10 protein-coding genes and 2 pseudogenes are annotated in these 14,953 nt (G+C 70.1%); 7 read left to right on the top strand and 5 right to left on the bottom strand.

Translation table 11 applies throughout. The features are described 5' to 3' along the window. Positions 1-162 precede the first annotated feature (162 nt). From LAJ50_RS20255 to LAJ50_RS00880, 6 genes and pseudogenes are all read left to right on the top strand, one after another. Positions 163-462: pseudogene (locus tag LAJ50_RS20255) on the top strand (POTRA domain-containing protein); the annotation flags it as partial. 285 nt (positions 463-747) lie between these two features. Beyond that, a pseudogene (locus LAJ50_RS00900) lies at positions 748-2,250 on the top strand (autotransporter assembly complex family protein); the annotation flags it as partial. Further along, on the top strand, positions 2,247-6,095 hold the full coding sequence (locus tag LAJ50_RS00895) for a translocation/assembly module TamB domain-containing protein (protein ID WP_224096425.1): 3,849 nt from the start codon (positions 2,247-2,249) through the stop codon (positions 6,093-6,095). The pseudogene LAJ50_RS00900 and the gene LAJ50_RS00895, both read left to right, overlap by 4 nt. A 70-nt stretch (positions 6,096-6,165) precedes the next feature. Further along, positions 6,166-6,684, top strand: coding sequence for a hypothetical protein (locus LAJ50_RS00890; RefSeq protein ID WP_138651389.1), 519 nt, complete (start codon positions 6,166-6,168; stop codon positions 6,682-6,684). Positions 6,685-6,839: 155 nt separating this feature from the next. Next, the gene (locus LAJ50_RS00885) at positions 6,840-8,987 is read left to right on the top strand and encodes a S46 family peptidase (protein ID WP_138651438.1); all 2,148 of its coding nucleotides are present in this window, start codon (positions 6,840-6,842) and stop codon (positions 8,985-8,987) included. Between the two features lie 200 nt (positions 8,988-9,187). Further along, entirely contained in the window at positions 9,188-9,649 is a 462-nt protein-coding gene (locus LAJ50_RS00880; protein WP_171044531.1) for a VOC family protein, read from the top strand. A 224-nt stretch (positions 9,650-9,873) separates the two neighbouring features. On the opposite strand, the gene LAJ50_RS00875 is transcribed toward LAJ50_RS00880, so the two are convergent. The 4 genes from LAJ50_RS00875 to LAJ50_RS00860 form a co-directional block, all read right to left on the bottom strand. Continuing rightward, complete coding sequence (locus LAJ50_RS00875; RefSeq protein WP_130551265.1) at positions 9,874-10,047, bottom strand: DUF1328 domain-containing protein; 174 nt, start codon at positions 10,045-10,047, stop codon at positions 9,874-9,876. Positions 10,048-10,283: 236 nt separating this feature from the next. Further along, positions 10,284-11,567: an XVIPCD domain-containing protein gene (locus tag LAJ50_RS00870; RefSeq protein ID WP_138651391.1), complete on the bottom strand. Its 1,284-nt coding sequence runs from the start codon at positions 11,565-11,567 to the stop codon at positions 10,284-10,286. Between the two features lie 19 nt (positions 11,568-11,586). Further along, complete coding sequence (locus tag LAJ50_RS00865; protein ID WP_138651392.1) at positions 11,587-12,069, bottom strand: hypothetical protein; 483 nt, start codon at positions 12,067-12,069, stop codon at positions 11,587-11,589. A gap of 253 nt (positions 12,070-12,322) precedes the next feature. Then, positions 12,323-13,117, bottom strand: a complete 795-nt coding sequence (locus LAJ50_RS00860; protein ID WP_138651393.1) for a helix-turn-helix transcriptional regulator — start codon at positions 13,115-13,117, stop codon at positions 12,323-12,325. Positions 13,118-13,193: 76 nt separating this feature from the next. On the opposite strand from LAJ50_RS00860, the gene LAJ50_RS00855 reads away from it, so the two are divergent. After that, entirely contained in the window at positions 13,194-14,420 is a 1,227-nt protein-coding gene (locus tag LAJ50_RS00855; protein ID WP_138651394.1) for an MFS transporter, read from the top strand. Between the two features lie 31 nt (positions 14,421-14,451). Here LAJ50_RS00855 and LAJ50_RS00850 read toward each other — a convergent pair whose 3' ends face one another. Continuing rightward, positions 14,452-14,811, bottom strand: a complete 360-nt coding sequence (locus tag LAJ50_RS00850) for a hypothetical protein (protein ID WP_138651395.1) — start codon at positions 14,809-14,811, stop codon at positions 14,452-14,454. Between the last annotated feature and the right edge of the window lie 142 nt (positions 14,812-14,953).

Here is a 14,953-nt window from a genome sequence, read left to right as displayed (position 1 = left end):
AGGCCCGTTGTTCCCGCGCAGGTGGGCACGGCGGGCTTCGGCTTGGCCGGGATGCAAGGCGCTGGGTTCCCGCGTGCGCGGGAACGATGGTAGAGAACTGACGGCGCACTCGGCGCACACGCCGTCATGGCGCCTTAACCCGGCGCGGGACGGCGGTTGGGTATGCTTTGGCCCATGCGCGTCCTTTCCCCGCTTGCCCTCGCCGCCGCGTTGTCTCTGTCTCCGGCGCTGGCGTGGGCGGCGGCCATCGTCGATCAGGTGCAGATCAAGGGTCTGAACGAGGACGACGACACCCAGGCCGCGATGGCCGAGAACATCCGCGTGGCGCTGACGCTGAACGACGCCCTGGGCAAGCGCCTGGGCGAGGCGCGGCTGGAATATCTGCTGGAACAGACCAAGGACGAGGCCGCCCACGCGCTCGAGCCCTTCGGCTATTACGGGCCGACCATCACGGTCACCACCACCCGCCTGGATGCCAGCCAGGCCGCGCGCGTGGAGCGGCAGAAGAAGACCGGCGGCAAGGGCAAGGACGACGACGAGAACGACGACGACGACGACGATCGCGATACCGCGCCGCAGCCCAGCGCGCAGGTGCAGCGCGACGCCAGCGACGCCGACGGCAAGGTGACCACCTCGGTGGCCCCGGCCGACGTCAATCCCGATGCCAGCGAGGGCACGGCCGCGCAGCAGGCCACCGGCGATGCCGCGCCGACCGCCGCCAACGCACCGCGCGTGCGCGCACCGGCCGACCACCTGACCGTGGTGGTCACCGTGGAGCCGGGCGAACCAGTGCGCGTGCGCGATGCCGACATCCGCATCGAGGGCGAAGGCGGCAGCGACCGCTACCTGGCCCAGGACCTGAAGGACTTCGCGCCGCGCCCGGGCCAGGTGTTCGACCACCAGACCTACGAGGCCAGCAAGCTCAAGATCGTGCGCCGCCTGGCCGAGCGCGGCTATCTGGACGCGGACTTCCAGGACCGCCGGGTCGAGATCACCCGGGCCCAGCACGCCGCCGACATCGATCTGTCCTGGGTCAGCGGCATCCGCTACGACATGGGCCCGACGATCTTCCACCAGGATTACTTCCGGCCCGGCCTGCTCGACCAGCTGGTCTACTGGGACGAGGGCAGCTACTACCACCAGGGCAAGCTGGACCGGCTGCGGCAGTCGCTGGTGGCGCTGGACTACTTCAGCAACATCGACATCCAGCCCGATCCGGACCGCGCGGTGGACGGCCGCGTGCCGATCGGCGTCAACCTGAAGCTGGCCAAGCGCAACATCTACACCGCCGGCCTGAGCTACGGCACCGAATACGGCGCCGGTGTGCTGCTGGGCGTGGAGCGCCGCTACGTCAACTCGCGCGGGCACAAGCTCAAGACGCTGCTGGACTACGCGCAGAACCGCAAGGCGCTCACCAGCACCTACCGCATCCCCGCATTCAAGTGGCTCGATGGCTGGTACGCGGCCACCGCGCAGCTGTACGACGAACAGACCGACTACATCGACACCCGCCGCATCGAGCTGATCGGCAGCCGCAGCGGCCAGCTCAACGAGAACTGGACGCTCACCGCCTCGATCCACGCCCTGCGCGAGCGCTGGAAGCTAGAACTGGAGGACGAGAACGGCGATGGCGCCGAGGCCGCCGCGCCGTACCGCTACGCGACCTACGTCTATCCGCAGCTGGAGGCGCAGTACGTCAACGTGGACGATCGCCTGTTCCCGCGCAGCGGCATCGTCGCGCGCTCGACCCTGCGCGGTGGCCTGGAAGGCGCCGGCTCGGACACCAACTTCGCCCAGCTGCAGGTCGGCGCGAGCTGGTTCAAGGGCATCGGCGCCAACGACCGCTTCATCCTGCGCGGCGAAGTGGGCCAGACCACCGCCGGCTCGACCGACGCGCTGCCGCCGAGCCTGCGTTTCTACGCCGGCGGCGACAACAGCATCCGCGGCTACCAGTACCGCGAGGTCGGTCCGCGCGTGCGCACCGAGGGCGGCGAGTATTCGGTCGGCGGCAAGAAGCTGGTCACCGCCAGCGCCGAATACGAGCACTACTACAAGGGCGGCCCGTTCGGCGGCGCGATCTTCGTCGACACCGGCAGCGCCTACAACGACTCGCCCGACCTCAAGACCGGCGTGGGCGTCGGCGTTCGCTACCGCTCGCCGATCGGCCCGGTGCGGGTGGACATCGCCCACGGCCTGAACGATCCCGACTCGGTCGTGCAGCTTTACCTGAGCATCGGGACCAGCCTGTGAGCCGCACGCCGCAGGACCTCACCCCCGAGGAGCGCGAGGCGCGCATCGCCGAGCTGCGCGCCCGGCGCAAGGCGCGCATGCGCACGCTGGCCATCCGCAGCGCGATCGGCGTGGCCACGCTGGTGGTGGTGGCGCTGGTGGCGCTGTACTGGCTGCTGCAGACCGTGGCCGGCCGCGACGTGCTGCTGGCGCAGGTGATCGCGCGCCTGCCGGCCGGCAGCTCGCTCACCTACGCCAGTGCCGAAGGCCCGGTCGCCGGGCCGCTGACGCTGCGCGACGTGCACTTCCACATGGACGGCATCGACTTCACCGCCAGGCGCGTGCTGCTGGATCCGGACCTGCGTCCGCTGCTGGGCAAGCGCCTGCGCCTGGACCGGCTGGAAGTGGAGGACGCGACGCTGGAAGTCGCGCCCAGCCCGGACAAGCCGTTCGAACTGCCGCGCTGGCCCGAGGTGATGCCGCAGATCGAGCTGCCGCTGAACCTGCAGGCCGACACCCTGCAGGTCGACCGGCTGCGCTACACCTCCGGCGGCGAGCCGGTGATCTTCCTGGGCAGCATCCGCGGCGGCGTCGACCTGGGCGATGGCTATGCCGAAGCCAGCGCGGTGAAGATCACCAGCGACCGCGGCAACTTCTCCATCGACGGCCACTACCGGCCGGGCGACGACTACGACACCGACCTGACCGTGTCGGCCGGCTTTCCCGCCCCGCGCGGCAAGACGCCGGCGCGGCTGGGGCTGGTCGCGCGTGGCGACGTCGAGCACATGCAGGTGGCGGTGGGCGGCAACGCGCCGGCGCCGGTGCGCGTGCACCTGGACGTGCGCGGCGAGACCAAGCCGGACTGGGCCATGCGCGCGGTCAGCAAGCAGCTGGACCTGTCGCTGCTGGGCGTGGGCGCGGCCGATGCGCCGCCGCTGGCCTTCGACCTGCAGGCCAGTGGCACCGACGGCGGCGCGGCCATCAGCGGCCACGCCCAGCAGGGCGAGAACGCGGTGGTGATCGAGCCCTCGCACGTGCGCATCGACGACACCACGCTGACCGTGCAGCCGCTGGCGGTGCAGCTGCTCGACGGCCGCATCACGCTCAACGGCCACGCCGACTTCACCCAGACCGAGGACCCGAGCTTCAAGTTCGCGGTCAACGCGCGCGGCCTGAAGTGGGGCGAAGGCGATGCCCGCATCCAGGCCGATGCCGACCTGGGCGTGGCCGGCCGCAAGGCGGCCTGGGCGGCGATCGGCACGGCCGATCTGGCGCGCGGGCAGGACAAGGCGAAGGTCGACTTCGACGGCCGCGGCGACCTGGAGAAGGTGCTGCTGAAGACGCTCAAGGCGACCACGCCGGCCGGCGGGCTGCAGGTCACCGGCCAGGTCGGCTGGGCCCCGCAGCTGTCCTGGGACGTGGCGGCGACGCTGCAGAACTTCGACCCGGGCTATTTCGCCGCCGGCTGGAAGGGCGCGGTCACCGGCCGGCTGTCCAGCAAGGGCGCGCAGCGCGATCCGGCCGCGGGCAAGGGCACCGGCTTCGATGCGACGCTGGACATCCCGCAGCTGGGCGGTCGCCTGCGCGACCGCAAGCTGGCCGGCAGCGGCAACTTCGTCCTGCAGGGCGACAGCGGCCAGGGCAAGCTGGACCTGAGCCTGGGCGCCAGCCGCGTGCAGGCGCAGGGCAAGGTGGCCGACACGCTGGATGTCGATGCGACCCTGAATCCGCTGGAGCTGGCCGACCTGCTGCCCGGCGCCACCGGCGTGCTGGCCGGGACGCTGAAGCTCTCCGGCCCGCGCGCCGCGCCGACCATCGAGGCCGACCTCACCGGCAATGCGCTCAAGTTCGACACCTACACCGCGCAGACCCTGAGCCTGAAGGGCCGGCTGCCGTGGAAGAGCGGCAATGGCCAGCTGGCGCTGACCGGCACCGGCGTGCAGGCCGGGCTGGCGCTGGACCGGCTGGACGTGCAGGCGCGCGGCGCGGTGCAGGACCTGCAGCTGCATGCGCAGGCCGACAGCCAGATGGCCTCACTCGCCGTCGCCGGCCAGGCGCGCCAGGCGCAGGACGGCGCCTGGTCCGGCACGCTGGAGACGCTGCGCATCGTCCCGTCCAAGGGCGATGCCTGGGCACTGACCCAGGCCGCCCGCTTCAGCCAGAAGGGCGCGGCCTTCACCCTGTCCGACAGCTGCCTGGCCGGCGGCGACGGCGGCAGCCTGTGCGTGTCGGCCGACTGGCCGCGCAACGGCGTGCGCGCGCATTCCGACCGCCTGCCGCTGACCCTGGTGCAGCCGTGGCTGCCGCAGCAGGACGGCCGCCAGCTCAGCCTGCGCGGCGACCTGACGCTGGAGGCCAACCTCAAGCCGCAGGCCAACGCCTGGCAGGGCCAGGTGCACATCGCCTCGATGGACGGCGGCCTGAAGATGGGCAAGAACAGCCGCGGCGAGATCGTCCACTACGATCACTTCAGCATCGACGTGGACATGACGCCGCAGAAGATCCATGGCCGCCTCGGCACGGGCTTCGCGGGCAACGGCTTCGTCGACGCGAGCTTCGACACCGGCTGGGACAGCTACGCCCCGCTGACCGGCAACATCTATCTCTACAACGACCGGCTGTTCTGGCTGGAGCTGTTCTCGCCGGACCTAGTGCGCCCGCAGGGAAAGCTCAAGGGGCACATCGGCCTGGCCGGCACGCGCGGTGCGCCGCTGCTCAGCGGCGAGGCCGACCTGAGCGAGTTCACCGGCGACCTGCCGGCGCTGGGCATCACCCTGGTGCAGGGCAATGCACAGCTGACCGCGCTGTCCGATGGCACCGCGCAGATCAAGGGCAGCATGAAGTCGCAGTCGGCCACCGGCGGCGGCACCACCGGCGGCACGCTGTCCATCGACGGCTCGCTGGGCTGGCAGGGCGGCGACGAGCCGCTGCTGTTCCACGTGCGCGGCGACAACTTCCTGGCCTCGGACACCACCCAGCTGCGCGCGGTGATCGACCCGGACATGACCATCGCCCTGCAAGGCAAGGTGCTGGGCGTCGGTGGCCAGGTCACGGTGCCCTCGGCCAACCTCAACCTGGAGAAACTCAGCGAAGGCGTGTCCACCTCCGAGGACGTGGTGGTGCTGGACCCGGCCGACCCGGAGGAAGGCGGAAGTTCGCTGCTCAAGCTGGACCTGGCGGTGAACCTGGGCGACCAGGTGCGGATGAAGGGCTTTGGCCTGGAAGGCTCGCTGCAGGGCCAGATGAGCGTGCATTCGCGCGCCGGCCGCGCCATGTCGGCCACCGGCCAGCTCGACGTCGACGGCCGCTACACCGCCTATGGTCAGAAGCTGACCATCACCCGCGGCCAGCTGAGCTGGAGCAACGACGATGTCTCCGACCCGAACATCAACATCCGCGCCGAACGCGAGATCGTCAGCGCCGGGGTGACCGCCGGCATCGACGTCACCGGCCGCGCCAGCGCGCCGCGCGCCAGCGTCTGGTCCAACCCCGAGACCTCCGAATCCGACGCGCTCGCCTACCTGGTGCTGGGCCGCCCGCTGAGCACCGCCAGCAGCCAGGAAAGCGCGCAGGTCAGCGCCGCGTCCTCGGCGCTGTCGGCCGGCGCCGGCCTGCTGGCCTCGCAGCTGGGTGCCAAGATCGGCCTGGACGACGCCGGCGTGCTCGAGTCGCGCACGATGGGCGCCTCGGTCTTCGGCATCGGCAAGTATCTTTCGCCCAAGCTCTACGTCAGCTACGGCGTGGCCATGGTCGGCGGCGGCTCGGTGGTCACCCTGAAGTACCTGATGCGCAAGGGCTTCAACGCCGAGATCGAATCGTCCACCGTGGAAACGCGCGGATCGATCAACTGGCGCAAGGAGAAGTAGTCCTCATCGCCAGCAGCGCAACCGCGCTGCGCGGCCAGCTCAACATCGTCAAAGGTCAAGGAATCAGGCCATGAACCGGGAAGACTGTATCGCTGTTGGATCGCGCCTGTTCGCGATCTTCCTGCTGATCACGTTGCTGCGGTCGTTCCTGCCGAGCATGGCGGCGCTGCGCGCGCAGCACGACACCACGGCGATGGCCTGGAGCCTGGCGGTGCTGGTCCTCGGCCTGCTGATCTGCGCCGCACTCTGGCGCTTCCCGCTGACCGTCGCGCGCAAGCTGCTGCCGGTGATGAAGGAGCCGCGCGCCGATCACGCCATGGGCGCCTCGACCGCGTTGTCGGTAGGCCTGACCCTGCTGGGATTCTGGACGCTGCTGACCGCCCTGCCCGACGCCAGCTACTGGGTCACGATCTTCCTGCTGACGCGACGCGAAGCCTCCGGATATTTCGCCTGGGGTCCCGAGCAGGTGGGCGGCGTGATCTCGACGTTGCTGCAGCTGGTCCTGGCGGTCTGGATGATCTTCGGAAGCACGGGCCTGCAGCGCCTCGTCACCCGTGTGCGATACGGCCGCGACCTCGACTCCGCCTGACCGCACTCGGCTCCGCAGACAACGCTCCCGCGGACTTTTGCAGCGCACCGGCTTTCGCATGACACGCCGCCCATGACCGAACCGTCATGCGCCTCCCGTTTGCCGCATGCGCGGGCGGCCGCTACTGTCGCCGGCACGTTTCGCTCTGTCACCGGATCCACATGACCCGCACCCTGCCCCTGGCCGCCTCGCTGGCGCTGCTGCTGTCCTCCACCGCCCGTGCCGACGAAGGCATGTGGTTGCCCACGCAGCTGCCCTCGCTGGCCGAACCGCTGCGCGAGGCGGGCTTCCGCGGCGATCCGGCCGCGCTGGCCGATGTCACCCAGGCGCCGCTGAGCGCGGTGGTGAAGGTCGGCGGCGGCACCGGCTCGTTCGTCTCCGGCGACGGGCTGCTGGTCACCAACCACCACGTGGCCTACGGCGTGATCCAGTACAACACCAAGGCCGGCGCCAACCTCATCGACGACGGCTTCGTCGCGCAGGCGCGCGGCGAGGAGCTGCCGGCCAATCCGGATTTCCGCGTGCTGGTCACCACCGCCTTCGACAAGGTCACCGACCAGGTGCTGGCCGATGCGAAGGGCAAGACCGGCCGCGCCTACTACGATGCCGTGGACGCGGCCAGCAAGCGCCTGGTGGCCGCATGCGAGGCCGCCGGCAACGTGCGCTGCAGCGTGGCCACGATGGACTACGGCGCGGACTTCTATCGCGTGACCCAGCTGGAGCTGCGCGACATCCGCCTGGTCTATGCGCCGCCGCGCGCCATCGGCAACTACGGCGATGAGATCGACAACTTCATGTGGCCGCGGCATGCCGGCGATTTCACCTTCCTGCGCGCCTATGTGGGCAAGGACGGCAAGCCGGCCGACTACAGCGCCGACAACGTGCCCTATCAGCCACCGGCGTTCCTCAAGATGGCCGTCGAGGGGCCGAAGGAAGGCGACTTCGCCATGCTGGCCGGCTATCCCGGCATTACCTATCGCAACCGCACCGCGGCCGAGTTCGAGGCGCAGGTCGGCCATGTGCTGCCGGCGCGGGTGGCGGTATTCGATGCGCTGATCGCGCAGATCGAGCAGGCCGGCAAGGCCAATGCCGAGGCGCGCACGCGCTATGCCTCGCAGCTGCAGTCGCTGAAGAACAACCGCAAGCGCGCCGCCGGCGAGCTGGAAGGCCTGCAGCGCAGCGACGCCGCGCGCCTGCGGGGCACCGACGAGGCCGGCATGCTCGCGGCCACGCGCGGCGCGCAGAAGCAGCAGATCGACCAGCTGCGGCAGCTGCTGGCCCAGGGCCAGGCGCTGGGCGATCGCGACCTGCTGCTGGGCCTGGTCGCCACGCAGACGCAGCTGCTGCGCTCGGCGCTGACCCTGGAGCGCCTGCGCCTGGAATCGGCCAAGCCCGACGCGCAGCGCGAGACCGGCTACCAGCAGCGCGACCAGGCCCTGATCGAAGGCCAGCTCAAGCAGGTGCAGCGCCGCTACGACGCGGGCACCGAGAAGGCGCTGCTGACCGTGCTGCTGGGCCGCTACCAGCAGCTGCCGGAGGCGCAGCGCGTGCCGGCCTTCGATGCCGCCTTCGGCCGCACCCCGGCCGAACTGGCCAAGGCCCTGGACGCGCTGTATGGCGCGACCACGCTGGGGACGGAGAGCGAGCGCCTGTCGCGCTTCGCCGCCGCGCGCCAGGGCCAGCCGCTGGCCGACGATGCGCTGATCGCGCTGGCCGCCAGGCTGGTGCCGGCGCAGCTGGAACTGGAGAACGCCCGCAAGACGCGCGAGGGCGATCTGCTGCGCCTGCGCCCGGCCTACATGCAGGCGCTGGCCGCCTGGCGCGCCAAGCAGGGCCGCGCCAGCTATCCCGATGCCAACAGCACGCTGCGCGTGAGCTTCGGCCGGGTGACCCCGCTGGCGCCGCGCGACGCGGTGGCCTATGCGCCGCTCACCACGGTGGCCGGCATCGTGGAGAAGAACACCGGCATCGCGCCGTTCGATGCGCCCAAGCCGCTGCTGGAGGCGATCGCCAAGGGCGACTTCGGCAGCACCGCCGACCCGGTGCTGAAGACGCAGACGGTGGATTTCCTGACCAACCTGGATACCACCGGCGGCAACTCCGGCTCGCCCGTGCTCAACGCCCGGGGTGAGCTGATGGGCCTGAACTTCGACAGCAACTGGGAAGCGGTCAGCGCCAGCTGGTGGTACGACCCGCGCTACAAGCGCGCCATCCACGTCGATGCGCGCTACATCCGCTGGCTGCTGGCCAAGGTCTATCCGGCCCCGGCCCTGCTGCGCGAGATGGGCGTGCCGGCGCAGTAGGCCGCGCACGCCAGACGTGCCTTGCCCCCTCCCTTTCGCCAGCAGGCGAGGGGGAGCTCGAAGTCGCGAACCAGCGATTCGGGGGGCGGTGCTTTTGCTCTTCGCTTTGAGATCCGCGCGCCTCTCATCGTCCACTGCTGCCGCTAGGCCCAAGGTGCAGAATCCTGCTTTTTCCCGATCCCCCACAGGGAGCCGCAGCAGTGACCCAGACCGCCGACGTAATCGCCGTGGATCACACGGGCTTTGCCGTTTCCTCGTTGGACGAGGCCATCCGCTTCTGGACGCAAGCGCTCGGCTTCACGCTGCGGCGGCAGTCGGAGATGGGAGGCGAGTTCCTCCGGCAGGTCACGGGGGTGGACGATCCGAGCGTGCGGACCGCGATCGTCGAGGCGCCGGACGGGTTCGTGATTGAACTGCTGCAGTACTCAAGAGGCCGCGAGCATGGAGCCGTACCGGAGAGCGCGGGTGCGATCGGCGCCGCGCACCTGGCGCTGACCGTGAAGGACATCCACGCCGCCATCGCGCGTGTCAAGGCGGCGGGCTGGAAAGCGAAGGGCAGCCCACAGCCGATTCCTGGCGGGCCGCGCAAAGGGACGTTGGTCGCCTACGTCGTGGGCCCCGATCGCATCACGATCGAGTTCATGCAGCCGCCCGGGGAATGATCAGGGACGCGGGAGAAGTAGCCGTGTCACGCCTCGGCTGCCCCTGCAGTCCACATGATTAGCCAGCACTCCGTTTGACGATGCCGCGGCGCCGCGATGCGATCCGACGGGACCTCCGATAGCGGACCGGTGACCGAGAGGACGGCTGCTCTTCGATTGAAACCGCCTCGGCCGGACAACCCCCAGCCTCCCCCTGCTGCGCAAGGGGAGGGGCGGAGCGCGGGCTAGGTAACCTTCTTGAAGACCGTGATGCCCAGGACGAACAGGATCACGGCGATGATGATGAAGGCCCAGAACAGGAACTTGGCGATGGCGAACGCGCCGCCGGCGATGCCGCCGAAGCCGAGCACGCCGGCAATCACGCCGATGATGGCGAAAATCAGCGCCCACTTGAGCATGGGATGTCTCCTTGCACGGTCAGATGGCGGCACCCTAGCCAGCGCGCGGTGCGCATCGGGTGAGGATGCACAAACGCGATGCTCACATCCGGCATTGCCCGGTTCGCTGCCGCGCAGGCAGCTCAGAAATTGCTCAGGTGGCAACGGGGCTGGCCTCTGGCAAGAGGCTCACGCGCGGTACCGTCCTGAAATCACCGGACTGCCCGCCGATGCGCCACCCGCCGGCGTCGCTGGTCTCAGCGCATCAGCGGCGCGTGCTGCTGCACGTCCTGCTCGCGCGACTGCACCTGCGGCGGCGGCGCCTGCGGGGGCTGCAGGGCCTGCGCGCTCTGTTCCAGCGGCTGGCGGCTGGCCTGGGCGCTTTCGACATGGCTGCGCAGGGCGTCGGGCGCGCCCGGCTGGCCCTGGACGGAGAACAGCCGGCCATCGCGGCCTTCGTGCACGCTGTCGATCCGGTGCAGGCCGTCCTGCTGCGCCTGTGCCGCCATCGCCGCGGCGGTCTGCCGGAAGGCCAGACCGTCCAGGGCGGCCCCGGTCTGCGTGCGTCCCAGGCCTTGCGCGGCATCGTCGTAGAGGCGATTGCCGGATAGCCCGTCCGGCGCCGCGGTCGGCACGCCGAGGCGTGGCCTGGCGCTGGTATCGACATACGTCGCGCTGGTGGAGACCTGGGCCTTGGACACCCCCAGCGCCTTGAGGTCGACCTCGATCTGCGGCGCGCCCTTGCCCGGGTGGTAATGCGCCTCGGCCTGGCCGGCGTAGTCGAGCAGCTGGGAGACGTTCTGCTGCGGGTAGCCGCGCGCTTCGTAGAAGTAGGTGTTCACCGCGGCCAGGTTTTCCTTGGTCTCCGGCATCTTCAGCCCGTCCAGGGTGATGCCAGGACGCGGCGCGTAGGTCGGGTTGGCCGGCGTGCCACCCTTCTGGATATACGGGTCCATGTCGCTAGGCGAGGCGTTGTAGACATCGCGCAGCGTCGCCTTCGGATTGTCCTTCAGCACCTGGTCGACCACGACGTTGTAGCCGGTCAGTTCGGCGTGCGTCTCCAGGCTGCGCGAGGTCTCGTTGTACTTGCCGATCACCGCGGTGTAGTCGTGGACCTTGCCGCCGCTGCGGGCCAGGGCGTCGACGCCTTTCTCCAGGCTGGCGTCGGAGGTCATGATCTGCGCGCGGTCCGCCGCGTGCTTGACCTCGTGCCCCAGCGTGAAGCGCACCGAGTTGAGCATTTCCGGATCGGTGCGCGCGATGTGCAGCTGGTCGGGCGAGATCTGGATGGTGCGCGAATCGCCCATGTAGACGCCGAGCGCGCCGTTGACGTTGAGCGCCTCGATCTTGTCCAGCTGGTCCTTCTTGATCGCATCGAGCACGTTGGCCTTCAGGCCCGGCGTGCTGTCCAGCACGGCCTTGAGGTCTTCGCCGGGATGCACGCTGTCGTGGGCGTTGGCCTTGTCGAAGGCATCCAGCATCGACTGCAGCTGCTGTTCCGGAGTGGGCGAGGTCTTGTCCGTGACGTGCTTGTCGTTCATGTCCTTGTCCTCGCCTGCGTTACTGATAGACGCCGATCACCATGGAGGCCACGCAGTCCGGCGCAGGCGATGCCCCGCGCCCGGGGCGGACATGCAGGTTCACGCTGACGCCCTGGCGCGTGAAGTACCAGGATTCGTTGCCGCGGTGGCCGGCCGGCAGGTGCTGGCCGGAGAAGCCGGCGGCCGCCAGCGCGTTGCGATAGCCCTCGACGCTGGCGCAGGGCCCGGCTGCGTCGCCGGGCTCGAAGGACAGCAGCAGGCTGTCGACCTGGCCGGCGGCGTTCTTGTGCGAGGACACCAGGCTGTAGCGGCCCTGCCCCTCCACCGGGCCGGCGATGCCATAGATGGTCGGGTCTTCCGCGTTCACCTCCACGTCCACGCCCGTCAGGCGCTGCAGCTGCGCCGGCGCGAGGTCCTCCCGGGTGCGGATGCCGTCGATCAGGCGCAGAACGCGCTGGTTGAGGTCGTCGAGGCTCAGGGACGGAGCGGCGGTGGCAGTCATCATCGGATCCTTCGAAGGGGTGGAAGCGGCGGCGTCCTGGCGCGTCGGTGTCGCGCAGCCGGTGGTCGCCAGGCCGCACAGGGCCAGCCAGACCACGCGCAGGGGAAAGACAGCGGCGGATGAGGTCGGACGGTGCATGGAGATCGGTCTCGCGGCGTGGGGAGGCCACCCCCGATGGCCCGGTTCACCTTCTAGCAGTGCCCCGAAAAGCCGTCAAACCCGTCATCTGCGAAGCCTGTCCCAGCTCTCGCGTTCAACGGAAGAACTGCGACGGCGTCTGCCCGAAGCGGCGCTTGAACATGGTGGCGAACGCGCTGGGGCTGTCGTAGCCCAGCGCCAGCGCCACGTCGATCACCTTCTCGCCCACGGCCAGGCGTTCCAGCGCACGCAGCAGCCGCGCCTGCTGGCACCATTGGCCGAAGGTCATGCCCAACTCGCGCCGGCACAGGCGCTGGATGGTCTTGACGTCCACACCCAGGCGCGCGGCCCAGTCCTGCAGCGTGGAGGCATCGTCGGGCGCCCGTTCCAGGCGTCGGCCAATCCTGCGCAGGCGCGCGTCGCGCGGCTCGGGCAGATGCAGCGGCAGCACCGGCAGGGTCCGCAGTTCGTCCAGGATCAGGCGCATGAGCCGGCCATCGCGCGAGTCGGCCACGCACGGCTGCGCGACCTCGGCCGCGGCGTGGATCAGTGCGGCCAGCAGCGGCGTCACCGACACGGTGGACGGCGCCGCCGGCGCGTCCGGCAGCGCGCCGGGCAGGATGTAGAGACTGCGCATGCGCACCAGGCCGATGCAGTGGACCTGATGGCCCATGCCCGCCGGCATCCACAGCGCGCGCGTGCCCGGCACCACCCAGCGGCCGGCGCCGGCGCGCACCACCAGCACGCCGCCCTCGGCGTAGACCAGCTGATGGCGGTCGGGATGATGGTGCAGCGGAATCAGCGTGTCGGCCGGGTAATCGCGGGCCAGGCAGGTCAACGGCACCTCGGCCGTGAGCGGCACAGGGATGGATTCGCCGCGGGTGTCGATGTCCTTTTCGCGGGAGGTCATGACCAGATCGCGCAGGAAAGGCGTCAGCGGCAACTTTACCATGCGCCCCCTGCCCGTCCCGAACCGTGCCGCCGTCATGTCGACCACCACCGCGCCCCTGCCCGCCCAGCCCGCCACGTCAGCGCCCGCGCGCGGCCCGGTCGCGGTCGGCGTGCTCGCCGCGCTGACCGGCTCGCACCTGGTCAACGACATGATGCAGTCGCTGATCCTGGCGCTGTACCCGATCCTCAAGGGCCAGTTCCAGCTCAGCTTCGCCCAGGTCGGCCTGATCACCCTGACCTACCAGCTCACCGCCTCGCTGTTCCAGCCGCTGATCGGCCTGCGCACCGACCGCAAGCCGGCGCCGTACTCGCTGCCGATGGGCATGGGTTCCACGCTGTGCGGCCTGTTGCTGCTGGCCTATGCGCCCAACTTCATCATGGTGCTGTGCGCGGCGATGCTGGTGGGCATCGGCTCGGCGGTGTTTCATCCCGAGTCCTCGCGCATCGCGCGGCTGGCCTCGGGCGGGCGGCATGGGCTGTCGCAGTCGGTGTTCCAGGTCGGCGGCAATACCGGCACGGCCATCGGCCCGCTGATCGCCGCGGCGGTGATCGTGCCCAACGGGCGCACCAGCGTGGCCTGGTTCGCCGGTGCGGCGCTGATCGGCATGGGCCTGTTGACCTATGTCGGGCGCTGGTACGGCCTGCAGCTGGCGCGCAGCGCGGCCAGGCCGAAGACGGCCACGCCCGCCACCCTCGCGCCGCTGCCGCGGCGCACGGTGGCCTGGGTAATCGGCGTGCTGCTGGTGCTGATCTTCAGCAAGTACTTCTACATCGCCGGCATCAGCAGCTACTACACCTTCTTCCTGATCCAGAAGTTCCACCTCTCCGTGCCCAGCGCGCAGCTGCATCTGTTCGGCTTCCTGCTGGCCTCCGCCGCGGGCACGCTGATCGGCGGGCCGGTGGGCGACCGCATCGGTCGCAAGCCGGTGATCTGGGCCTCGATCCTGGGCGTGGCGCCGTTCGCGCTGCTGCTGCCCTACGCCAGCCTGGGCTGGACCACGGTGCTGACGGTGGTGATCGGCTTCGTGCTGTCCTCGGCGTTCTCGGCGATCCTGGTCTATGCGCAGGAGCTGATGCCCAACCGCATCGGCACGGTGTCGGGGCTGTTCTTCGGCTTCGCCTTCGGCATGGGCGGGCTGGGCGCGGCGGTGCTGGGCGTGCTGGCCGACCACACCAGCATCTTCTGGGTCTACCAGGTGATCTCGTTCCTGCCGTTGCTGGGCATCGTCGCCGCGTTCCTGCCCAGCCGCCGGCACGCCTGAGCCGGGTGCGGCCCGGCCCGCGCGGCAACCGCTACCGCGCGCCGAGGCCGTTCACCACCAGCACCAGGATCACCACGAGCGCGACCAGCAGCACCGGCACCCACAGCCGGAAGCCCGACCGTCGGGTTCGCGGATCCGCATCCCCCAGCAATCCCACCGCCTCAGGCGATTGACGCGTCGCGGCCTCGCCTGGGCGCGCGGACGAGGACTGCGCCAGGGCCAGCTGGGTCAGCCGCGCCATGTAGCGGTCCGCGAACGCGATCTGCTCGGCCTCGGGCAAATGCTGGACGGCGGCTTCCAGCGCGCGACCGGCCTGGCGCAGCATCCGATCCTGGGGACCGGCGAATTCGCGCGCGTGCTGTTCTGCCAACTGCTCTGGATCGGGTGTCATGGTGACGTCCTGTCAGGGGTGTTTCCGCGTCGGCCGGCGACCACCGGCCCGTGTCCTTCTAGCAGCGGCCCAGCGTGGCGTCAAACCGCGCTCCGACCAGGCGCGATGAAAGTCAACCGCTTGGACTGGCGCACGGAGGACG

Origin of the sequence: Pseudoxanthomonas sp. X-1, assembly GCF_020042665.1 — a bacterium.
Classification (GTDB): domain Bacteria; phylum Pseudomonadota; class Gammaproteobacteria; order Xanthomonadales; family Xanthomonadaceae; genus Pseudoxanthomonas_A; species Pseudoxanthomonas_A spadix_A.
The sequence above is the reverse complement of the archived record's forward strand: the minus strand, read 5'-3'. Positions and strand labels throughout refer to the sequence as shown.